Origin of the sequence: Sphingomonas sp. S-NIH.Pt3_0716, from assembly GCF_003950715.1 — a bacterium.
GTDB classification, from domain to species: Bacteria; Pseudomonadota; Alphaproteobacteria; order Sphingomonadales; family Sphingomonadaceae; genus Sphingobium; species Sphingobium yanoikuyae_A.
Genome location: NZ_QLJK01000023.1, coordinates 48,940 through 69,258, shown reverse-complemented (window position 1 = coordinate 69,258; position 20,319 = coordinate 48,940). Strand labels below are relative to the sequence as shown.

The 20,319-nt window shown below is 67.1% G+C and carries 20 protein-coding genes; 11 read left to right on the top strand and 9 right to left on the bottom strand.

The window, feature by feature from the left end:
- Nucleotides 1-58 precede the first annotated feature (58 nt).
- From BRX37_RS18260 to BRX37_RS18250, 3 genes are all read left to right on the top strand, one after another.
- A complete protein-coding gene (locus BRX37_RS18260) occupies nt 59-1,720 on the top strand; it encodes an NAD+ synthase (protein ID WP_125988622.1) in 1,662 nt (553 codons plus the stop codon).
- 91 nt (nt 1,721-1,811) lie between these two features.
- The gene (gene gltX / locus BRX37_RS18255; protein ID WP_125988620.1) at nt 1,812-3,146 is read left to right on the top strand and encodes a glutamate--tRNA ligase; all 1,335 of its coding nucleotides are present in this window, start codon (nt 1,812-1,814) and stop codon (nt 3,144-3,146) included.
- Between the two features lie 44 nt (nt 3,147-3,190).
- Nucleotides 3,191-3,640 (top strand): hypothetical protein, encoded by a 450-nt coding sequence (locus tag BRX37_RS18250; RefSeq protein ID WP_097384747.1) that lies wholly within the window; start codon nt 3,191-3,193, stop codon nt 3,638-3,640.
- A gap of 4 nt (nt 3,641-3,644) precedes the next feature.
- On the opposite strand, the gene BRX37_RS18245 is transcribed toward BRX37_RS18250, so the two are convergent.
- The 4 genes from BRX37_RS18245 to hemC form a co-directional block, all read right to left on the bottom strand.
- Complete coding sequence (locus BRX37_RS18245) at nt 3,645-4,394, bottom strand: esterase/lipase family protein (protein ID WP_125988658.1); 750 nt, start codon at nt 4,392-4,394, stop codon at nt 3,645-3,647.
- A gap of 111 nt (nt 4,395-4,505) precedes the next feature.
- Nucleotides 4,506-5,378: a hypothetical protein gene (locus BRX37_RS18240; RefSeq protein WP_125988618.1), complete on the bottom strand. Its 873-nt coding sequence runs from the start codon at nt 5,376-5,378 to the stop codon at nt 4,506-4,508.
- 28 nt (nt 5,379-5,406) lie between these two features.
- Entirely contained in the window at nt 5,407-6,066 is a 660-nt protein-coding gene (locus BRX37_RS18235; protein ID WP_125988616.1) for a uroporphyrinogen-III synthase, read from the bottom strand.
- Nucleotides 6,063-6,989, bottom strand: coding sequence for a hydroxymethylbilane synthase (gene hemC / locus BRX37_RS18230; RefSeq protein ID WP_125988614.1), 927 nt, complete (start codon nt 6,987-6,989; stop codon nt 6,063-6,065). The genes BRX37_RS18235 and hemC overlap by 4 nt, the downstream gene beginning before the upstream one ends.
- Nucleotides 6,990-7,033: 44 nt before the next feature.
- On the opposite strand from hemC, the gene tsaD reads away from it, so the two are divergent.
- The 3 genes from tsaD to BRX37_RS18215 are packed head-to-tail and all read left to right on the top strand — an operon-like array spanning nt 7,034 to nt 10,602.
- Entirely contained in the window at nt 7,034-8,068 is a 1,035-nt protein-coding gene (gene tsaD / locus BRX37_RS18225; protein WP_125988612.1) for a tRNA (adenosine(37)-N6)-threonylcarbamoyltransferase complex transferase subunit TsaD, read from the top strand.
- Nucleotides 8,065-9,036: an NAD(P)H-dependent glycerol-3-phosphate dehydrogenase gene (locus BRX37_RS18220; RefSeq protein WP_125988609.1), complete on the top strand. Its 972-nt coding sequence runs from the start codon at nt 8,065-8,067 to the stop codon at nt 9,034-9,036. Before tsaD ends, BRX37_RS18220 begins: the two co-directional genes overlap by 4 nt.
- Nucleotides 9,037-9,069: 33 nt before the next feature.
- On the top strand, nt 9,070-10,602 hold the full coding sequence (locus tag BRX37_RS18215; protein WP_017502654.1) for a lipopolysaccharide biosynthesis protein: 1,533 nt from the start codon (nt 9,070-9,072) through the stop codon (nt 10,600-10,602).
- A 66-nt stretch (nt 10,603-10,668) separates the two neighbouring features.
- Here BRX37_RS18215 and BRX37_RS18210 read toward each other — a convergent pair whose 3' ends face one another.
- A complete protein-coding gene (locus tag BRX37_RS18210; protein ID WP_017502655.1) occupies nt 10,669-11,667 on the bottom strand; it encodes an adenosine kinase in 999 nt (332 codons plus the stop codon).
- Between the two features lie 119 nt (nt 11,668-11,786).
- Between BRX37_RS18210 and BRX37_RS18205 the strand changes: the two genes are divergently transcribed.
- Nucleotides 11,787-12,461, top strand: coding sequence for an EI24 domain-containing protein (locus tag BRX37_RS18205; protein WP_125988607.1), 675 nt, complete (start codon nt 11,787-11,789; stop codon nt 12,459-12,461).
- On the top strand, nt 12,461-12,829 hold the full coding sequence (locus tag BRX37_RS18200) for a hypothetical protein (RefSeq protein ID WP_125988605.1): 369 nt from the start codon (nt 12,461-12,463) through the stop codon (nt 12,827-12,829). The genes BRX37_RS18205 and BRX37_RS18200 overlap by 1 nt, the downstream gene beginning before the upstream one ends.
- Here BRX37_RS18200 and queG read toward each other — a convergent pair.
- Nucleotides 12,810-13,868 (bottom strand): tRNA epoxyqueuosine(34) reductase QueG, encoded by a 1,059-nt coding sequence (queG, locus tag BRX37_RS18195; RefSeq protein ID WP_125988603.1) that lies wholly within the window; start codon nt 13,866-13,868, stop codon nt 12,810-12,812. The genes BRX37_RS18200 and queG overlap by 20 nt on opposite strands.
- Nucleotides 13,869-13,890: 22 nt before the next feature.
- Between queG and BRX37_RS18190 the strand changes: the two genes are divergently transcribed.
- The 3 genes from BRX37_RS18190 to msrB are packed head-to-tail and all read left to right on the top strand — an operon-like array spanning nt 13,891 to nt 16,538.
- A complete protein-coding gene (locus BRX37_RS18190) occupies nt 13,891-14,856 on the top strand; it encodes an ABC transporter ATP-binding protein (RefSeq protein WP_037522117.1) in 966 nt (321 codons plus the stop codon).
- Nucleotides 14,853-16,043, top strand: a complete 1,191-nt coding sequence (locus tag BRX37_RS18185; RefSeq protein WP_125988601.1) for an ABC transporter permease — start codon at nt 14,853-14,855, stop codon at nt 16,041-16,043. The genes BRX37_RS18190 and BRX37_RS18185 overlap by 4 nt, the downstream gene beginning before the upstream one ends.
- A gap of 18 nt (nt 16,044-16,061) precedes the next feature.
- Nucleotides 16,062-16,538, top strand: coding sequence for a peptide-methionine (R)-S-oxide reductase MsrB (gene msrB, locus BRX37_RS18180; RefSeq protein WP_037510022.1), 477 nt, complete (start codon nt 16,062-16,064; stop codon nt 16,536-16,538).
- On the opposite strand, the gene BRX37_RS18175 is transcribed toward msrB, so the two are convergent.
- From BRX37_RS18175 to BRX37_RS18165, 3 genes are read right to left on the bottom strand one after another with little or no spacing between them, the layout of a single operon-like run.
- Nucleotides 16,525-18,294 carry a hypothetical protein gene (locus BRX37_RS18175; RefSeq protein WP_125988599.1) on the bottom strand — a complete coding sequence of 590 codons (1,770 nt, stop codon included), beginning with the start codon at nt 18,292-18,294 and terminating at the stop codon, nt 16,525-16,527. The two genes, msrB and BRX37_RS18175, sit on opposite strands and share 14 nt — an antisense overlap.
- Nucleotides 18,272-18,691: a GtrA family protein gene (locus tag BRX37_RS18170; protein ID WP_010338689.1), complete on the bottom strand. Its 420-nt coding sequence runs from the start codon at nt 18,689-18,691 to the stop codon at nt 18,272-18,274. Before BRX37_RS18170 ends, BRX37_RS18175 begins: the two co-directional genes overlap by 23 nt.
- A 4-nt stretch (nt 18,692-18,695) precedes the next feature.
- Nucleotides 18,696-20,222, bottom strand: a complete 1,527-nt coding sequence (locus BRX37_RS18165; RefSeq protein ID WP_125988597.1) for an NAD(P)/FAD-dependent oxidoreductase — start codon at nt 20,220-20,222, stop codon at nt 18,696-18,698.
- Between the last annotated feature and the right edge of the window lie 97 nt (nt 20,223-20,319).

Sequence of the window (20,319 nt, the reverse complement as noted above, 5' to 3'; positions counted from 1 at the left end):
TGTCCCATGTGGAAAGGCGCTTTTGCGCCCTGCGACAAAATGCACTAGTGCGCGGTGCATGACCGACAAACTCGTGATCGCGCTCGCCCAGATGACCCAGACCATGGGCGACCCGCGGGCCAATGCCGACGCCATGCTGGAATGGCGCGCCCGCGCCAAGGGCGCGGACCTGATCGTCTATCCCGAACTGCAACTGATCGGCTATCCGCCCGAGGATCTGGTGCTCAAGCCCGCGCTGCTCGACCAGGCCAATTATCATCTCGACCGGCTGGCGCAGGAAAGCGCCGATGGCGGTCCGGCGATGCTGGTCGGCACCGTCGTCGCCTCGCAGGGCGTGCTGTTCAACGTCGTCGCCCTGATCGAAAATGGCGCCGTCACCGCGATCCGCCAGAAGCGCGAACTGCCCAATTACGGCACGTTCGACGAAAAGCGCCTGTTCGCGCCCGGCCCGCTGCCCGCGCCGATCACGTTTCGCGGCGTGAAGATCGGCGTGCCGATCTGCGAGGATATCTGGTTCCCCTTCGTCACCGCCCATCTGCGGGCCGAGGGCGCGGAAATCCTCATCAGCCCCAATGGCAGCCCGTTCGAGGTCGACAAGGATGATCGCCGCCTGAACGTCGTCGCCGGCACCCGCGTGCGCGAAACCGGCCTGCCGCTCGTCTATTTGAACCGCGTCGGCGGCCAGGACGAACTGGTGTTCGACGGCGCCTCCTTCGTGATGAACGGCGACCTCTCCATCGCGCAACAGCTGCCCGACTGGGAGGAAAAGCTGGTGCTGACGCAGTGGGAGAAATGGGACGGCCAGTGGGTCTGCCTGCCCGGCGAGCGTCATGAACTCGATCCGCGCCCGGCCGACATCTATAATGCGATGGTGCTGGGCCTGCGCGACTATGTGAACCGCAATCGTTTCCCCGGCGTCGTCCTCGGCCTGTCGGGCGGCATCGATTCCGCTTTGTCCGCAGCCGTCGCGGTCGATGCGCTGGGCGCCGACCGGGTCTGGTGCGTGATGATGCCCTCGCGCTTCACCAGCCAGGAGAGCCTGGATGACGCAGTCGAATGCGCCCGCCTGCTCGGCGTCCGCTATGACACCATCCCGATCGAACCAGCCGTTGCCGCCTTCGACACGATGCTGGCCCCGGTGTTCGAGGGCAAGGCGCGCGACCTCACCGAAGAAAATATCCAGTCGCGCATTCGCGGCCTCACCCTGATGGCCCTCTCCAACAAGTTTGGCCACATGCTGCTGACCACCGGCAACAAGAGCGAGATGTCGGTCGGCTATGCCACCATCTATGGCGACATGGCCGGCGGCTATTCGGTGCTGAAGGACGCCTACAAGACGACGGTGTTCGACCTCTGCCGCTGGCGCAACGAGCATATGCCCTCGCTCGGCGAAGGCTTCGGCCCCGCCGGCCCGGTCATGCCCGAACGCGTCATCAGCAAGCCGCCCAGCGCCGAACTGCGCGACAATCAGAAGGATGAGGACAGCCTGCCGCCCTATGAGGTGCTGGACCCGATCCTCTATGGCCTGGTCGAAGAGGAATTGTCGGTGGCCCAACTGGTCGAGCGCGGTTTCGACAAGGCGGTCGTCACCCGGACCGAGCATCTGCTCTACATCGCCGAATATAAGCGTCGCCAGTCGCCGCCCGGCGTGAAGCTGGGTATCCGCAATTTCGGCCGCGACCGCCGCTACCCGATCACCAACGCCTTCCGCAGCGTATAAGTAACATCCGTTCGCCCTGAGCGAAGTCGAAGGGCAGGCTGAGCATGGCGAAGCCCCTTCGTTCGGGGCGAACGGGTTTGGAAATAAAGATATGACCGTCATCACCCGCTTCGCCCCGTCGCCGACTGGCCATCTCCATGTCGGCAATATCCGCGCCGCGCTCCATAATTGGCTGTGGGCGCGCAAGTCCGGTGGCCAATTCCTGCTGCGCCTCGACGACACCGACCTGGAGCGCTCGCGCCCCGAATATGCGGAATCGATCAAAGCCGACCTGAAGTGGCTCGGCCTCGACTGGGATGGCGAGGAAAAACAGTCGGAGCGCTTCGCCCTCTATGAGGCGCGGTTCGCGGCGCTCAAGGCCTCGGGCTATGTCTACCCAGCTTATGAAACCCAACAGGAACTGGAACTGCGCCGCAAGGTGCTTCTCGGCCGCGGCCTGCCGCCGGTCTATGATCGCGCCGCCCTGGCGCTGACCCCGGACCAGATCGCCGCCTATGAAGCCGAAGGGCGCACGCCACACTGGCGCTTCAAGCTCGACCATGAGCAGCCGATCGTCTGGACCGACCTCATTCGTGGCGAGCAGCGCTTCGACCCCAAATTGCTGTCCGACCCGGTGATCCGCCGCGCCGACGGCTCATGGCTCTACATGCTCCCCTCGGTGATCGACGACGTCGACATGGGCGTCACCCATGTGCTGCGCGGCGAGGATCATGTCTCCAACACCGCGACCCAGATCCAGATGTTCACCGCGCTCGGCGCGCCGCTCCCTGCCTTCGCGCACGAAGCGCTGCTGACCGGCAGCGAGGGCAAGCTGTCGAAGCGGCTCGGCTCGCTCGGCGTCGCCCATTTCCGCGAGATCGGGCTGGAGCCCGCCGCGATCGCGTCGCTGCTCGCCCGTCTCGGCAGCTCGCAGCCGATCGAGCCCTTCGCCGACCGTGCGCCGCTGATCGAGACGTTCGACTTCGCCCATTTCGGCCGCGCCCCCGCCCGCTTCGACGAAGCCGAACTGGCCAGCCTCAACCAGAAGATCGTCCACGCCCTGCCCTATGAGGCGGTCGCCGACCGCTTGCCTGCCGGCATGGATGCCGCCGCCTGGGCCGCGATCCGCCCCAATCTGGAAACGGTGGCGGGCGCCGCCGACTGGTGGCAGATCGTCACCGGCCCGATCGCCGGGCCGGAGGTAGCAGATGAAGACCGCGATTTCCTCGCCGCCGCCCATCGCATCCTGTCCGCCGTCCCCTTCGACGCCGACATCTGGCGCACGCTGACCGGCGCGCTCAAGGACGAAACCGGCCGCAAGGGCAAGACCCTGTTCCAACCCCTGCGCCGCGCCCTTACCGGCCTGGACCACGGCCCCGACATGGGCCAGCTCCTGCCGCTGATCGGCCGGGAAGAAGCGTTGAAGAGGCTGGCGGTGGCCGGTTGATCGGGTTAGGCTGGCCGGACCGGACCATTCTGGAGGCCAGCCTGATGCGTTATGCTCTCATCCTGTCGTCCGGCCTGCTGCTCATGGGAGCCGCAGCGCCGTCTGCTTCCTATAATATCTTTCCCGAACAGGCGGTGATGAATGCCGCGGCTGTCGCCCCCGATGGGGTGAAGGGGGTGTTCGAGCTGCCCGTCCGCGCCACTGGGCGCCAGGGCGGCTGGTTCTATCTTAATTCTCAGCAGGATTATCGCGATCCCCGCAACCTGACGATCGCCATTCCCGGCGCCATGGCCGATGCACTGGCACAGCGTTTCGGCGCGGAACTCGATCAATATCTGACGGGCAAGACCATCGCGGTGCGTGGCGAAGCGAAGCGGGTGAAAATTCATTTTCTGGCGGATGGCCGGCCGACCGAAAAATATTATTATCAAACCCATGTGCGGCTGACCGATCCCAGCCTGCTGACGGTGGAGGGTGAACCAGTCCGTTACTGACCGCTCAGGCGGCCATCATCTCCAGCGCCTTGCCGACGGCCAAAATCCCCTCCGGCGCGGCGGCGAAGCCCATATGGGTGCAATCGACCTCGATCGCGCGGTCGCGCTCGCCGGCGCGGCCTCGGGCGCATTCGGGCAGGATCACGCCGTCGCGCGGCGACCAGAGTGCCACGGTCGGCACCGGCGGCTTCTCCTCGCGGGTGCAGGGGAAGGGCGGGGTGTCGACCGGGAAGCCCGACACCAGTTGATAGAGGCGCCAGGCATGGTTGGCGCGCGGGTCGCCGGAAAAGGGCGTGCCCATCGTCACCACGCCGCCGACCTTGGACTGCGCGAACTTGGCATATTCGCGGGCATAAAGGCCGCCCAGGCTCCAGCCGACCAAAGTCACCGGCTTGCCGCTTGTCCGGCGGATCGCATCGACGCGGGCGTCGATCTTCTCCAGCGTGTCGGCGCGCGGTCCGAAATTGCGGCCCATGTCCCAGCCATGCGCCTGATAGCCCGCCGCGTTGAGGATCGCGCGCAGCGGCTCCATGCGATGTTCCGACGCCATCAGGCCGGGCACCAGCAATATATGCCGCCCATCACCGCGAATCGTGCGGCTCAGTTGTTCGGCCTGCGCCTTGGTGCGGTTGATGTCGAACGGCACCGACGCATTGCCCAGCAGATGCGACAGCGACGGGCGCGCAGATGCGCGCGGACCGCTGGCAAGGCGGCCCTTCCAGAAGCTGGCAATGGCATCGGCATAGGGTGGCACGAGAGACTCTGTCCTGAACCAGGCGGAAAAGGTGACATTCTCGTGACAAACGGAGGGTGCGTCCATGGGTTTCATCGCAAGCGATGAACGGTATGTCTCAGGAAAAGCGGGTCAGGGGGCGAGGGGAGATGTCTGGGCGACGCTGGCGCCCTCGGTCGTGCGCAGCTGGCGCGGCTCCAATATGGCGGCCGTTTCGATCAGGTCGAGCGCCCGGCGCGCCTCCAGATAGCGTCGGGCATATTGCATCCAGCGATCGGCCGCAGCGCGATCGGGCATGCGCTCCACTTCGGCCAGTGCCGCGCCGACCCGGCTGGCGTCGATATAGCGCAGCGCCCGCTGCATCGCCATTTGCGGCCGCGGCGAGGGGGTGGAGGATTTGCGGATGATGATCAGCTCGCGCGCCTCATGCTCGAAACTGTCCCACCAGCTGGCATCGGCCGGCGGCGAGGTGACGCGGTCGGCGACATCGACCAGGCCGGCGCGCAGGTCGGCCAGCGTCACCGGCTCGCGCGCGGCATTGATGATGGTGGCGACGGCGCGGGGCTGGGCCTGGCCGAAGCGCAGCCGCAACTGCCCCTCGACATAGCCGAGCGGGGCGCCGGTATCGAGCGCGCGACGGGCGGCGAAGGCGACCAGCAGCCCTTCGGCGCGCGCGGCATTGCCCGACGCGGCCTGCGCCTCGACGGTGATGCGGTTGAGCCGCTCCTCCAGCTGGATCACGCGGGCGTCGAGCATCTGCGCGGCATCCGCCGTCAGCGGACGGCCCGATGGGATGGCGTTGCTGCCCAGCAGCGGAGCGGGCAGGGCGGGCGTCGCCGCCTCTTCCTTGCCCCAGCGCTGCTCGATCTGCGGCATCGCCCAGATGGTGACGCCGATGCCGATCAGAAACGCGAACAGCAGCAGCACGGGCGTCAGCCAGGATGTGCGTCGGCGCGCGGGCGGCGGCGTTTCCTGCTGAATTTCCACACTCTCCTGCTCGTTCATCAAGTCTCTCTCGTTTGCGACCGGCGTTTCATTCGCACAATCGACGGGCGAGGGCCAGTACCGCCGCATCATTGGGCGCATCGGCGGCCTGCGCGCTGCCCCATCCGCTGCCGCAGGCGGCAAGCGCCGCCGGACTTATCGCCACCACGTCGCTGGTTGTGCGCTGATTCTCCGGAACAATCTCCGCCAGCCGGGCGCCGGCCGCCGCAGAATGGACCAGCAGCACGCCGCCGCGCAGGTCCAGCGGATCGCAGGGCAGGGGCATCATCCGATAGACTGGAATGCGCGTCACCCGCAGCGGCCCCGCGTCCATCGGCGCCACCGCCTCTCCCGACAGGTGCAGCAGCGTGCGGTGCCCGTCGGCCGCGATCCGCGCGGCGATCGCGCTGGCATCGCCATCCCCGGCGACCGGCTCAGCAAAACCCGCCGCCCGCAGCGCCTCGGCCGTCGCCGCGCCCACAGCATAGGTCGGCAAGGAGCGATAGGCCTGCAGCGCGAAGCCGCCGAATCGCACCGTCTGCGCGCTCGTCACCAGCAGTGCGTCGAAATCCCCGGCGGGTGGCGGCGTCCAGGCCAGCGCCTCGGCCGCGAACAGCGGACACAGCCGCACCGCCAGCCCCATGGCCATCGCCTTGTCCGCCGTCCTGCCGGCGCCGGGCGCGGGCCGCAGGATGATGAGCGGTCTCACCCCTCGAACAGGCTGCGCAGCGCTGGGCTTGCCCGCTCCAGCAGGCCCCGGCCGATCGCCTCGGCCGCGTCGAAATCGCCGCGCGCCAGCCGTGCCTCGTCCCGCACCGTCTCGTCCCCTTCCGGGCTGATGATCTCGGCGCGCAGGTGGATCTGTCCGCCCTCCAGCAGCGCGAGGGCGGCGATCGGCGAATGGCATGTGCCGCCCAGGCCCCGCAGCACCGCGCGTTCAGCCATCACGCAATCGAATGTGTCGCGATGGTTGATCGCCGCCAGCCAGCCCCGCATGGCGTCATTGTCGGCCAGCGTCTCGATGCCGACCGCCCCCTGCGACGGCGCCGGCAACATGGTGTCGACCTCGACCGTGGCGCCAATGTCCGCCTGGCCCAGCCGGTCGAGCCCGGCGGCGGCGAGCAAAGTCGCATGGGCCTCGCCGGCTTCCAGCTTGGCCAGCCGGGTGGCAACATTGCCGCGGAACAGGATGATCTGCGCATCGGGGCGCAGTCGCTTCACCTGCGCGGCGCGGCGCGGCGAACTGGTGCCGACAATGGGCTGTGGTGGCAGCGCGGCAAAATTTTCCGCTCCCACCAGCCGGTCGCGCACATCGGCGCGCGGCAGCATCGCGGCAATGCGGATCGCATCGGGCCGGATCGTTTCGACATCCTTCATGCTGTGGACGGCGCAATCGATCTCGCCCTCCGCCAGCGCTCGGTCCAGCTCCTTGGTCCACAAGGCTTTTCCGCCGATTTCGGCCAGCGCGCGGTCCTGGATCCGGTCGCCGCTGGTCTGGACGATGACGGTGGTGATGGCATCCTGATCCCATCCATGGGCGTCGCGCAGCGCCTGCGCGGTCATATGGGCCTGGGCCAGCGCAAGCGGCGATCCCCTGGTGCCAAGGCGCAACGGTCGTTCGGGTCTTTTCATAAGCGGCTTGCTCTAATGGCCACGGGCACTAGATGGAAGCGGCAATGACCATCATCCTTGGCCTGGAATCAAGCTGCGACGAAACCGCGGCGGCGCTGGTGACGGCCGACGGGCAGATATTGGCCCATCGCCTCGCCACGCAGGAAGACGCGCACCGCCCCTATGGCGGCGTCGTGCCCGAAATCGCGGCCCGCGCCCATGTCGAGGCATTGGCTCCGCTGGTCGAGGCGGCGCTGGCGGACGCAAAGATGACGCTGGCCGATGTCGATGTCATCGCCGCCACCGCCGGCCCCGGCCTGATCGGCGGCGTGATGGTCGGCCTCGTCACCGGCAAGGCGCTGGCCCATGCCACCGGCAAGCCGCTGGTCGCGGTCAATCATCTGGAGGGGCATGCGCTCTCGCCGCGCCTCGCCGACCAGAATCTGCAATTCCCTTATCTGCTGCTGCTGGTATCGGGTGGGCATTGCCAACTGCTCAGGGTCGAGGGCGTCGGCCAATATCGCCGGCTTGCCACCACGATCGACGATGCCGCGGGAGAAGCCTTCGACAAGACCGCCAAGCTGCTCGGCCTGGGTTTTCCCGGCGGTCCGGCGGTAGAAAAGGCGGCAGCCAAGGGCAATGCGCGCGCCGTGCCGCTGCCGCGCCCGCTGGTCGGTACCGAAGAACCCCATTTCTCCTTTGCCGGCCTCAAGAGCGCGGTGATGCGCGCCGCCCAGTCCGGTCAATATGCGGTCGAGGATATCGCCGCGAGCTTCCAGCAGGCGGTGATCGACTGCCTGCTCGATCGCACCCGCCGGGCGCTCGCCGCGAGCGAAGGCGTGACCGCGCTGGTCGTCGCCGGCGGGGTTGCCGCCAACCAGTCGGTACGTGGAGCATTGACCACGCTGGCGCAGGATCATGGCCTGCCCTTCGTCGCCCCGCCCTTGTGGCTCTGCACCGATAATGCGGCGATGATCGCCTGGGCCGGCGCGGAGCGCTATGCGGCCGGCATGACCGACGATCTCACCATCCCCGCCCGGCCGCGCTGGCCGCTCGATCCGACGGCGGAAAAGGCGCGTGGAGCAGGAGTGAAGGCATGAAGGCGGGAGTCATCGGAGCAGGCGCCTGGGGTACCGCGCTGGCGCAGTTGCTGGCGGCTGACGGGCAGGATGTGCGCCTCTGGGCGCTGGAGGCCGATGTGGTCGATGCGATCAACGGCGCCCATGAAAATCCGCTCTATCTGCCCGGCCTGCCGCTTTCGCCCTCGATCGGGGCGACCGGTGTCCTGGCGGACCTGGCCGATCGCGACCTGATCCTGGTGGTCAGCCCGGCCCAGCATCTGCGCAGCGTCGTGGCGCAGGCGCCGGCCGGCGTGCCGCTGGTTCTCTGTTCCAAGGGGATAGAGGCGGGCACCGGCCTGTTGATGTCGGAAGTTGCGGCGCAGGCGCAGCCAAGCTCGCCGATCGCCGTCCTCTCTGGCCCGACCTTCGCCCATGAAGTGGCAAAGGGCCTGCCGACCGCCGTCACCTTCGCCTGCGCCGACCAGGCGCTGGCCGAAAAGCTCGCGGCGCGCATCGCCCGCCCGACCTTCCGCCCCTATCTGTCCGACGATGTCGTCGGCGCGGAAATCGGCGGCGCGGTCAAGAATGTGCTCGCCATCGCCTGCGGCGTGTCGGAAGGCGCTGGGCTTGGCCTCAATGCGCGCGCCTCGCTGATCAGCCGGGGCTTTGCCGAAATGACCCGCTTCGGCCTGGCGCGCGGCGCCCGCGCCGAAACGCTGGGCGGCCTGTCGGGCCTGGGCGACCTTGTCCTCACCTGTTCCTCCACCAATTCGCGCAACTTCTCGCTCGGCAAGGGGCTGGGCGAGGGGCAGAGCGCCGCCGACCTCCTCTCCAACCGTCGCACCGTGGCCGAAGGGGCGCACACCGCGCCGGTGCTGCGTGATGCAGCCCGCGCGGCCGGCGTCGAAATGCCGGTGGTGGAAGCCGTCTGTGCCCTGCTCGGCGACGCCGCACCATTGGCACAGGTCATCGACGCGCTGCTGGCGCGTCCGCTGCGGCCTGAATAAGCATCGCCGCGACACAATAGATCGCCTATAGACATGAGCATGACAATCGAGGGGGACCAGGGTCCTGTGACCGCGCAGGCGACCCCTGCCGAACAGAAGGATGACATCGCCGCCCTGGCCAAGGGCGGACGCACCAACGTCTTCGGCTTCCTGCTGCGCCTCGCCGCGCGCCTGCCTTTCCTGTTCATCGCCGGCCGCTGGTATGGCGCCGATGCGCTGGGGCGCTTCGCCTATGCCGTGCTGGTGGTGGAATTCGTCGCCCAGATCGCGACGCTGGGTCTCAAGCGCGGTCTTGCCGGCGCGCTCGCCCAGACCGAACGGCCGCACAGCCATGTCGTGACCGACGCGATGGTGGTGACGCTGATCGCGTCGCTGCTGGGGGCCGGCTTGTTGATCGCCTTCCCCCAGGCGATGTTCCCCAATAGCGGCATCAACGGGCTCGACCGCTTGCTGGCGCTGATCGTCATCGCCGTTGCGACCTCCGACGTTGCGCTGGCCGCCTGCGCCTATCGCTTCGACATCGGCGCGACGGTCCGCGCGCGCTCGATCATTGAACCCTGGGCGATCAGCATCGGCGCCTTCGGTTTCGCTTATTATTCGCTGCGCGACGGCCTGATCCTCTCCTATGTCGTATCGATGGTCGCGGCGATGATCGCCTCGATCATCCCGATGTGGCGTCATTATGGCCGGCCGCATGGCTGGCGTCCCGATGCCGGGCGGCTCTGGCGCCTCGCCCGCCGCAACCTGCCGCTCGCCGCGGCGGACGGCGTCGAATGGGGCTCGCGCCGGCTCGACATGGCGATCCTGGGCCTGTTCGTCAGCCCGGCGATCGTCGGCATCTATTATGTCGCGCAGCAGGTCGCCTCGCTGCCGCAGAAACTCAAGACCAGCTTCGACCCGATCCTGGGGCCGGTCATCACCCGCAACCTGGCCGAAGGCAATCTGGCGGCGATCGCGCGCCAGGTCAGCCAGGTCGGCTTCTGGATCATCGCCGCGCAGGCCGGCATCGCCCTTGCGCTCGGCATTCCGGGTGAGGCCGTCATGGGCCTGGTCGGTCCGCATTTCGTCGGCGGCACCGGCGCGCTCGCCTTCCTGCTGCTGGCCGAAGTGGTGGCCGCGACCGCCGTGGTCAGCGAATCCGCGCTGGTCTATATCGCCCGCCACCGCAATCTGATGATCTCGCTCAGCATGATCGCGTTGCAGGCGGCGCTCAGCTTCGGGCTGATCCTGCTCGGCAAGCGGTTCGGCCTCACGCCGCAGGAACTGGCCGCCGCGCCCGCTCTGGGCCTGTGCATCGCGCTCGGCGCTGGCGCCTTCGTCAAGGCGCGGCTGCTCTCCAGCCTGCTCCACGCCCGCGTCAATGCCTGGCGCTGGCCCCTGCTCAGCGCCTCGGGCGTCGCCTGCATCGTCGGCGCGGCCTTCGTCGCCCTGCCGGCGCGCTTCGAATGGGTCGAGCTGGCGGTCGGCGTCTGGGCGATCCTGGGCGCCTATGGCTTCGTCATCTGGCGCTGGGGCTTCGGACCTGACGACCGCGCCCTGTTCCGCAAGCAGAAGGCCCCGGCCTGATCCACCCAATAAAAAAGCCCGCCTCTCGACCGGAGAGGCGGGCTTTTTTGTCAGTGTCTGTCGCGATCAGGCGAACAGCTTGGCGCGGATCAGGTTCAGATCTTCCTCGGGACGCGCGCCCCAGTGCGAAATGACTTCGGCGGCCGCCGCCGCGCCCAGCGCCAGGCAATCCTCGACGCTGCGCGCTTCCAGATGTGCAGCCAGATAGCCGGCGGCGAACAGGTCGCCTGCACCGGTGGTGTCGATGATCTGGCTGACGGGCGCAGCCGGGGCTTCGTGACGCACGCCATCGACGATGGCGACCGCGCCCTTTTCGCTGCGGGTCGACACCAGCACCGGCACCTTGTCGGCGAAGCGGGCCAGCGCCTTGTCGAAATCATCGACCTGCGCCAGCGACTGGATTTCGCCCTCGTTCGAGAAGAGGATGTCGATCAGCCCCTGTTCGATCAGGTCGATGAAATCGGCGCGATGGCGGTCGATCACGAAATTGTCGGACAGGGTGAAGGCGACCTTGCGGCCGGCATTGCGGGCGGCGTCGATCGCGGCGCGCATCGCGGCGCGCGGCTGCTCGGGATCCCACAGATAGCCTTCCAGATACAGGATGCGGGCCGACTGGATCAGCTCCAGGTCCAGCGCCGCTTCGGGCAGGAACTGCGAGGCGCCCAGGAAGGTGTTCATGGTGCGCTGCGCATCCGGCGTCACCAGGATCAGGCAACGGGCGGTCGGGATGTCGCCCTGCATCACCGGCGTGTCGAACTTGATGCCCAGCGCGCGCACGTCATGGGCGAACACCGCGCCCAGCTGGTCGTCATTGACCTGGCCGATGAAGCCGCACTTGGCGCCCAGCGCGGCGAGGCCGGCCAGCGTGTTGGCGGCCGAACCGCCGCTGATTTCCTTGGCCTGGGGCATGTCGGCATAAAGGGTCTCGGCCATTTCGGCGTCGATCAGCTGCATGCCGCCCTTGGTCAGCGCATGCTGCGCCAGGAAGGCGTCGTCGCTGCGGGCAAGAACGTCGACAATGGCATTGCCGATCGCGACAACGTCAAGCGTGGGGGAAGAAGTCACGCGGGCTCCTGTGAAAGATGATGGGAAAATAGCGGTAAATTGGGCCGTCTCTACCGGTCCGGGGCCGCTGGCGCAACGCTGCTGATTGACGGAGCCGCCGGGGCGCAGGATATCGGGCCATGATCATCACCGCGGCGCTGCGCGCCTTCCCCCTGATCTTCCACGCCGCGGCGCGCCGGCTGCTGGTCAAGACGCTGGCGCTGACCCTGTTGCTCTTCGTCCTGCTGGGCGTCGGACTATGGGCGGCCTTTCACGCCACGCGCCTGCATTTCGGCTGGGGTGAAGGCGACGGTTGGGGCGGCATGGCGGAGGCGGCTGCTACCGGCCTTGCCATGATCGCGGCCAGTTGGCTGCTGTTCCGCACCATCGCCATGCTGGTCATGGGCCTGTTCGCCGACGATGTGATCGAGGCGGTGGAGCGCGATACTTATCCACAGGCTGTGGGCCGGCCGGTCGGCTTCACCCGCAGCCTCCATTATGCGCTGCGATCGGTCGGCCGCACGCTCGGCTGGAACCTGCTGGCGCTCCCCGGCTATGTGCTGCTGCTGGTCACAGGGTTCGGCACAATCGGGCTGTTCCTCGCGGTGAACGCCTATCTGCTCGGCCGCGATCTTGCCGACATGGTCGAGCCGCGCCATCCCGGCCTGCCGCCGATCGGCCGTGGCAACCGGTGGCTCATGGGCCTCGTTTCGGCGCTTCTCTTCCTCATTCCCCTGGTCAACCTGCTTGCGCCGATCTGGAGCGCGGCTATGGCGGTCCACATGTTGCTAGGGTCCAGGAGGAAGCCGGTCTGATGTCGCCCCGTTTCGCGCTCGCCGCGCTCCTGTCGCTGCCGCTTGCGGCCTGTGGCGGCGTCGTCCCGCCCGCCACCAGCTATACCCCGCCGCCCGCCGGTCCGCCGGCCAGCGCCTTCACCAAGACCGGTCCGCTGATGGGCATGGACGCCAAACGCCTGACCCAGATGTTCGGCACGCCGCGCCTCGACATTCGCGAAACGACCGTGCGCAAGCTGCAATTCGCCAATGGTCGCTGCGTGCTCGACGCCTATCTCTATTCGCCCGGCAAGGGGAAGGAGCCGGTGGTGACCCATGTCGATGCCCGCACGCCCGCCGGCACAGACGTCGACCACGCTTCCTGCGCGACTACGCTCCAGCAGCGCTGAGCAATTGGCCTAGCGCCCATTCGGCCGCTTCCGCCACCACCGGATCGGGATCGGAGGTCAGCGGCCGCAGCCGGTCGACCAGCCCCAGGTCGCCGCTATTGCCCGCCGCGATCGCCGCATTGCGCACCATCCGGTCGCGCCCGATCCGCTTGATCGGCGAGCCTGAGAAAATCTCGCGAAAGCCCGCATCGTCCAGGTCGAGCAGGTCGCCCAGCGCCGGCGCCGCCAGCTCCGCCCGGCCGATGAAGGCGCGGTTGGCCGCTGCCCCCTGCGCGAACTTGTTCCAGGGGCAGGCCGCAAGGCAATCGTCGCAGCCATAGATGCGGTTGCCCATCCTCGCCCGGAACTCTTCCGGGATCGGCCCCTTATGCTCGATCGTCAGGTACGAGATGCAGCGCCGCGCATCGACGATATAGGGCGCGGGAAAGGCATCGGTCGGGCAGGATGACAGGCAGGCGGTGCAACTGCCGCAATGGTCCACCTCCGGCGCGTCGGGTTCCAATGCGATCTCGGTATAGATGGCGCCCAGGAACAGCCAGCTGCCATGCTGGCGGCTCACCAGATTGCTGTGCTTGCCCTGCCAGCCCAGCCCCGCGCCCTGCGCCAGCGGCTTCTCCATCACGGGCGCTGTATCGACGAACACCTTGAGCGCGGTCGGCTGCTGATCGACCAGCCAGCGGGCCAGCGCTTTCAGCGCCTTCTTCACCACATCATGATAGTCGCGACCCTGCGCATAGACGGAAATGCGGCCCCGATCGCCGACCTCAGCCAGCGCCAGCGGATCACGACCGGGGGCATAGCTCATCCCCAGCATGATGACGCTGCGCGCCTCGGGCCACAGGCCCGTGGGCGATCCGCGCTGCTCGGCCCGCTCTTGCATCCATAGCATGTCGCCATGATGGCCGGCCTCCAGCCATTGGCGCAGCCGCTCGGCCGTGCGCGGCGCGGCATCGGCGCGCGCGATCGCGCAGGCGGCAAAGCCCAACTGCGCGGCCTGCGCTTTCAGGCGCTGCTCCAATGTTTCGTTTTGCACTGGCATGGTCCGGGATTATCAGGGGCGGATGATCGGTGACACTCCGGCTCCTGCCGCCCCCTATGCCGTCGAAGGCCATGCCCTTGTCAAGGCGTTCGGCGATTTTCGCGCGGTGGATGGCGTCGATATCGCCGTGCCCGCCGGCACCATCTACGGCATTTTGGGGCCGAACGGCGCGGGCAAGACCACCTTGCTGCGCACCCTGCTGGGGATCATCGACCCTGACGAGGGCCACCGCACCCTGCTGGGCGATAGCGCGCCGCTGCGCATGGCCAAGCAGGTCGGCTATCTGCCCGAGGAGCGCGGCCTCTACCCGTCGATGAAGGCCTATGAGGCGATCGCCTTCATGGGCGCGCTACGCGGCCTGCCGCTCCATGTCGGGCGCGAACGGGCGCGCGCCATGCTCCAGGACTATGGCATGGGTGCCTCGGTCGAAAAGCCGATCCGCCAACTCTCCAAGGGCATGGCCCAGACGGTGCAATTGTTCGGCACGATCGTCCATGAACCGCGCCTCATCGTCCTCGACGAACCCTTCTCCGGCCTCGACGCGATGAATCAGGAAAAGCTGGAGGCGCTGATCCGCGATCAGGCGCGCAAGGGCGTCACCATCCTCTTTTCCACCCATGTCATCGCCCATGCCGAACGATTGTGCGAACGCATCGCCATTGTCGCGGGCGGCCGCATCCGGTTCGAAGGATCGGTCAGCGACGCGCGCGACCGTCTGCCGCCCCAGGTGACATTGCGCACGCGGCTGAGCGACGGCGCCTGGCGCCGCGCCTTGCCGACCGATACGCTGGCGCAGGATGGCGCCTGGCATTTCGCGCTGCCCGATGACGGCATCGAACCGCTGCTGCGCGCCCTGCTCGATGGTCAGGCCGGCATCGAAAGCCTGTCGATCGAACGGCCGGGCCTGCATGACGCATTCGTCGCGATCGCGGGGGAGGCTGCTGCGCGCCAGATGCGCGATGACGCCACGCAGGAGGCCGGGGCATGAAGGAATTGCTGCGCGCCGCCAGCGTGATCGCCCGGCGGGATTTCACCGCCGTCGTCCTGTCACGCACCTTCATCCTGTTCCTGATCGGGCCGCTGGTGCCGATCGTCATCGGCATGGTCTTTGCCGGTTTCACCCAGAAGATTTCCAGCACCGACCTGCGCCCGGTCGTCGGCATCGCCATGGCGCCGGCCGATGTCGGCGCGCTCGAACGGGCCCACAAGCGCCTGACCGAACGCATGGGGCCGCAGGCACTGCCGCGACTCCACGCCGTGCCGCTCGGCACCCCGCCGCGCACCCAGCTGGCCCGGCCCGATTCCGACGTCGTCGCCATTCTCTCGGGCACGGTCTCCCGCCCGGTCCTGATCGGCAAGCCAGAGGATCTGGACCGGCTACAGGGCGATCTCAGCCTGATTGCCAGCGCGGCGCAGGCCGAAAAGGTGCTGCACATGGTCAAGGTCGAGCGGCAGGAAGTGGCGACCAGTCTCGGCGCTCAGTCGCAGGCCCGTTTGCTGATCGGCCGCACCGGCCAGATCGTCATCTTCTTCCTCACCATCTTGCTGGCGGGCATGATCCTGTCCAATCTGGTCGAGGAAAAGACGAACAAGATCATCGAGATATTGGCTGCCGCCGTGCCGGTGGACGCGATCTTCCTCGGCAAGCTGATCGCCATGCTGGGGATGAGCTTCGTCGGCATCGCCTTCTGGGGCGGCACCGCCTTCACCATCTTCATGGCGTTGAAGGCGCCCGGCACGGTCCTGCCCGATCCGGCGGTGGGCTGGCCCGCCTTCATCGCGCTCGGCATCATCTATTTCGCCATGGCCTACACGCTGCTCGGCTCGCTGTTCCTGGGCATCGGCGCACAGGCGGCGACCGTGCGCGAGGTGCAGACGCTCAACATGCCCATCACCATGGGCCAGATGATGATCTTCTTCTTCGTCTCCTACACGGTCGACCATATGGGATCGCCGCTGGAAGTGGCGTCGGTGGTCTTTCCGTTCTCCTCCCCCTTCGCGATGATCGCGCGGGCGGCGCAGGATGGGGCGCTCTGGCCGCATCTGGTGGCGATCCTGTGGCAGGGCGTCTGGGTGGCGCTCATCATCCGCATCGGCGTGCTGCTGTTCCGTCGCCATGTGCTCAAATCGGGCGGCCGCTGGTGGAAGCAGTTGTTCAGGAGCTCGACAGGCTGAACAGGCTAGGGAGGGATAATGAACCGGCGGCATTTTCTCTATGGCGTCGCGACCGGCGCCTCTGCACTGGCCCTGTGGCAATTCCGCCCCGACGCGGCGGAAGCCGCCTATCCCTATCGCCTGACCGACGCGCAATGGCGCAACAAGCTCAGCCCCTGGGCCTATAAGGTGCTGCGCCAGGGCGCGACCGAATTTCCCGACAGCAGCCCGCTCAACCGGGAACATCGCGCCGGCACCTTCACCTGCGCCGGCTGCGCCCAGAATCTGTTCAGTTCCAAGACCAAGTTCGACAGCGGCACCGGCTGGCCCAGCTTCTATGCGCCCTTGCCCCGCGCCATCGGCACCTCGCGCGACTTCAGCCTGGGCGTGCCCCGGACCGAAGTCCATTGCGCCCGTTGTGGCGGCCATCTCGGCCATGTGTTCGACGACGGGCCCAAGCCCACGGGCCTGCGCTACTGCATGAACGGCGTCGCGCTGGCCTTCAGTCCCGCCTGACCTTGTAGATGCGCAGCGGCCCCTTGGTGGGCAGCGGCTGCAACCAGTCGGGTACATTGCCACGCGACAATTGCGCCGACAGGCTCTGGGGATGCTCCTTGGCATAGAGCGCATATTCGGTCAGGCACGCGCAGGTCACGACATAGTCGGCGCCACGCCCACCATTGACCGACTGGATCACCGCGCGCGCCTTTTCCGGCGTCGCCATGAATCCTTCGATCACGGCGGTAATGCCGGCGGCATTGCGATGATGGGCAGTGCCGATCACGCGGTGCGGCGTCTGCACCAATATGTCGGGGCCAAGGTCCAGCGGCGCGAACAGGGTGGACGGGGGCAGGGTGTGCAGCGGCGCCAGCGTGGCAGCAGCCCGGCAATTGACGGCGCTGGTCTTGGCCGACGGGGCTTCGGGGATCAGGGCAATCCATAGCGCGCAGATTCCGGCCGGGGTCAGCAGGATCAGCGCCACCGATCCCAGGACGCGCACCAGCGCCTGCGACGACGCCTGTACCTTGCGGAACAGGGCGATCAGCAACCAGGCGACACCGGGCAGGGCATAGACATGGGCGACCGACACGGCGCGCATCACCAGTAGCGACACCGCCATCGCCCCCAGCAGCAACAGGGTCAACGCCAGCCAGCGCATGCGCGCATCGCGGTTTACGGTTTGCCGCGCGGCGACCATTGCGCCGGCCAGCCCAACCAGCCCGGGCAACAGGATGACGCCGCGCAATGACAGGCTCTGGTCCCAGATCGGCCGGCCCTCCATCACCTGCAAATACCAATATTTATAGGCCAGTGGCCCGAGCGCCTGGAACGGATCGCCCGACAGGCAGGGGCCACCGATCGCCAGCAGGATCGCGATGGCGGCCCCGCCGCCGATCGTCGCGATCAGGAAGCGCCGGGTCATGCTGGCCGTGCCGATCAGCTTGCCGGCCAGCGGCACCAGCACCGCCATTGCCACCAGCGGCCAGACATAGGCGGCCGACAGTGCGTCGCATTGGTCATGCAGCAAGGCCGCCTTTCCGCGCAGCAAAGCCAGCAGCGCAAGCGCCGCCCCGCCCAGCGTCGCCGCAAAGGCTATGAAGCGCGATGCTTCCCGGCCGTCGAGCCATTGGCGCAGCGCAAACAGCCCGGCGAACAGCGCGACATAGGGCAGGGCTTCACTCGAAATCTGCAACCAGACCGCCAGCGCCAGCGCGCTCGTCACGCCGCCACGCACCCGGCCGCTATCCAGTGCGCCGGCCAGCGCGATCGTCGCCATCCAGATCTGCCAGCCATGATGGTCGATCCGCAGCGGCGTGAACTGCACCAGGATCGACGGTGTCGTCAGCAGCAAGGCCACGGCCACCAGCGCCAGAACAGGATCGCCAAGCCGCCGGGCGGCCAGATGCACGGCGGCGGCCAACCCGCCCAGCAACAGCAGCGGCACGGTGATGCAGGCGACCAGCTCTGCGGTCGCAGGCCCCAATAGCGGCCGCGCCAGCAGGATCAGCCCTGCCACCGGCATGTCGACGATGCGCGACCAGTGCATCGGTCCGCCCAGTGGCGGGTTTACCCGATGCTGGCTGACGTCCCAGAAGCCCTGTCCGCCGATCCAGTCACGCACCTGCACCAGCCGCATGGCATCATCGGGATCGCGAAAGCCCAGCGCGGCGAAATCGCCATGGAACAGCCACAGCATGACCGCGCTGCACGCCAGCCAGGCGAGCAGGATCAGCCAGCGGCCATGACGCTCAGCTGCGCGCGAAAATGCCATATTTGCGGATCGCATAGACGCTCAGGAAACTGGCTGGCACCGATATCAGCTTGGCGATCGCCGGGGCAATGCCGACCGCGCTCAGCCCGCCAACCAGGACCATGGTGATCCCCATGCCGACCAGCGCACTGGCCACGAAGCCGAACCGCTGGGCGTGACTGGGGCCGGCGCCCGTGTCGAATACGAAACGGATGCTGATCACCCAATGCACGACCAGGCCGATCGCGTAGCCCCCGAACGCGGCCAGAGTCGGCGTTGTACCGGCCCGGCTCAGCATCAGGAAGGTCGCCATGTCGCTCGACAGCGCGCAGATGCTGGCCAGCAGGTAGCGGGCGAACATGAAGCGCGCAGCGATGGCGCCCAGCCGGGCGGTCAGGGCGCGCAACGGCTCGCCCATCGGCTCATGCGGCCTTTAGGCGAGAGGGCACCAGTCGTTCGCTGGCAAGGGCGGCGCGCTGTCCTTCGACATCCTGCCCTTCCTCGCCCGATTCATGATATTCGGCATCCTCGTTGACGCCCCAGACGTCATAGACGCGGGTGCCGGCCTCGATGTTGCGCACCGTCAACATCGCCGTCATCATCGCATGATCCTGGTTGTTATAGCGGTGCATGCCGTTGCGGCCGACCAGATGGAGCGTCGGGGCGACGGCTTCCAGCTCGGTACGCATCGCCAGCACATGGTCGGCATAGGCATCGTCATAGACCGGATAGGCCTTCTCCTGCCGCACCACCGCGCCGCCGACGACATCGTCGGGATTGCACAGGCCCAATATGGCCATTTCCTTCTTAGCCAGGTCGATCAGATCGGCGTCAGCCGACGCCCACAGGCCATCGCCCTCGAAGCAGAAATATTCGAGGCCCACGCAAGCGACCGATTCATCGGGCACCATTTCGGGCGACCAGCTGCGGAAATTCTGGATACGGCCGACCTGCACCTTGCTGTCATGGATATAGATCCAGTTGTCGGGGAACAGATCTTCCGACTTGATCATCAGCGCCACGGTCAGGAAGTCGCGATATTTGAGCTCCATCGCCTCGGGCAGGGTTTCGGGCAGCGGATGGATGCGCGCGGCCAGTTCGCGCATCGGCGCGGACGAAATCACATGGGCGGCGTTGATGATGACATCGCCATCCGGGCCGTCCGCCACCACGCGCCAGCGCTGCGTGCCCTGGTCCTGCGCCAGCTGCTTCAGGCTGTGCGCCATCAATATCTGGTTGCCGCCCTCGATTACCCGGTCGCGCGCGGCTTCCCACATCATGCCGGGGCCAAGGCGCGGATAGCGGAATGTTTCGAGCAGCGTCTTGGTCGCCATACCGTCATTGGGCTTCTTGTTGAGGCCGAGGCTCCGCTTCAGCCCATCGACCACCGCACCCCAGAGCGACAGGCCCTTGATCCGCTGCGCCGCCCAGTCGGCCGACATCTCGTCGCACGGCATGCCCCAGACCTTTTCGGTATAGGTCTTGAAGAAGATCGAGAAGAGCTTGTGGCCGAATGCGTTGACGGTCCAGTCTTGGAACGATCGGACATTGCGGTTGGGGAACAGCCTGGCCTTGGCGAAGCTTGCCATGCACAGGGTCGAACGCCAGATGCCCAGATTCCACAGCGCCTCGAACGCGCGCAGGGGATAGGAGTAGAATTTCCCCTCATAATAGATGCGGCTCATGCGCGGGCGCTGGATGAAATCGTCCGGCAGAATCTCGTTCCACAGGTCGACCACTTCCTTCGACTTGGAAAAGAAGCGGTGGCCGCCAATATCGAATCGATAGCCATCCAGCTCGACCGTGCGGCTGATGCCGCCGACATAGACCGGGTCTTTCTCGATGACGGTGACGGAAAAGCCTTTTTTCGTCAGCAGATAGGCGGCGGTAAGGCCGGCCGGGCCTGCCCCGATGATGGCGACGTCCACACTCTGGTCGACACGCGACATGCTCTATATCCCCTGGATGGTCCTTCGTGTCTCGCTGAGTGAAGGAAATCCTCTAAGGAGTGGTTAATCGCCGGTAAGCATGAATGGGGCGCCGGCA

What these genes read in the sequence shown, in the direction of transcription:
- BRX37_RS18250 (WP_097384747.1), top strand. Translation starts at nt 3,191, where the DNA reads ATGCGTTATGCTCTCATCCTGTCGTCCGGCCTGCTGCTCATGGGAGCC.
- gltX (WP_125988620.1), top strand. Translation starts at nt 1,812, where the DNA reads ATGACCGTCATCACCCGCTTCGCCCCGTCGCCGACTGGCCATCTCCAT.
- BRX37_RS18260 (WP_125988622.1), top strand. Translation starts at nt 59, where the DNA reads ATGACCGACAAACTCGTGATCGCGCTCGCCCAGATGACCCAGACCATG.
- hemC (WP_125988614.1), bottom strand. Translation starts at nt 6,989, where the DNA reads ATGAAAAGACCCGAACGACCGTTGCGCCTTGGCACCAGGGGATCGCCG.
- BRX37_RS18185 (WP_125988601.1), top strand. Translation starts at nt 14,853, where the DNA reads ATGAAGGAATTGCTGCGCGCCGCCAGCGTGATCGCCCGGCGGGATTTC.
- BRX37_RS18200 (WP_125988605.1), top strand. Translation starts at nt 12,461, where the DNA reads ATGTCGCCCCGTTTCGCGCTCGCCGCGCTCCTGTCGCTGCCGCTTGCG.
- BRX37_RS18190 (WP_037522117.1), top strand. Translation starts at nt 13,891, where the DNA reads ATGATCGGTGACACTCCGGCTCCTGCCGCCCCCTATGCCGTCGAAGGC.
- BRX37_RS18175 (WP_125988599.1), bottom strand. Translation starts at nt 18,294, where the DNA reads ATGGCATTTTCGCGCGCAGCTGAGCGTCATGGCCGCTGGCTGATCCTG.
- BRX37_RS18205 (WP_125988607.1), top strand. Translation starts at nt 11,787, where the DNA reads ATGATCATCACCGCGGCGCTGCGCGCCTTCCCCCTGATCTTCCACGCC.
- tsaD (WP_125988612.1), top strand. Translation starts at nt 7,034, where the DNA reads ATGACCATCATCCTTGGCCTGGAATCAAGCTGCGACGAAACCGCGGCG.
- BRX37_RS18170 (WP_010338689.1), bottom strand. Translation starts at nt 18,691, where the DNA reads ATGGGCGAGCCGTTGCGCGCCCTGACCGCCCGGCTGGGCGCCATCGCT.
- BRX37_RS18220 (WP_125988609.1), top strand. Translation starts at nt 8,065, where the DNA reads ATGAAGGCGGGAGTCATCGGAGCAGGCGCCTGGGGTACCGCGCTGGCG.
- BRX37_RS18240 (WP_125988618.1), bottom strand. Translation starts at nt 5,378, where the DNA reads ATGAACGAGCAGGAGAGTGTGGAAATTCAGCAGGAAACGCCGCCGCCC.
- BRX37_RS18215 (WP_017502654.1), top strand. Translation starts at nt 9,070, where the DNA reads ATGAGCATGACAATCGAGGGGGACCAGGGTCCTGTGACCGCGCAGGCG.
- queG (WP_125988603.1), bottom strand. Translation starts at nt 13,868, where the DNA reads ATGCCAGTGCAAAACGAAACATTGGAGCAGCGCCTGAAAGCGCAGGCC.
- BRX37_RS18165 (WP_125988597.1), bottom strand. Translation starts at nt 20,222, where the DNA reads ATGTCGCGTGTCGACCAGAGTGTGGACGTCGCCATCATCGGGGCAGGC.
- msrB (WP_037510022.1), top strand. Translation starts at nt 16,062, where the DNA reads ATGAACCGGCGGCATTTTCTCTATGGCGTCGCGACCGGCGCCTCTGCA.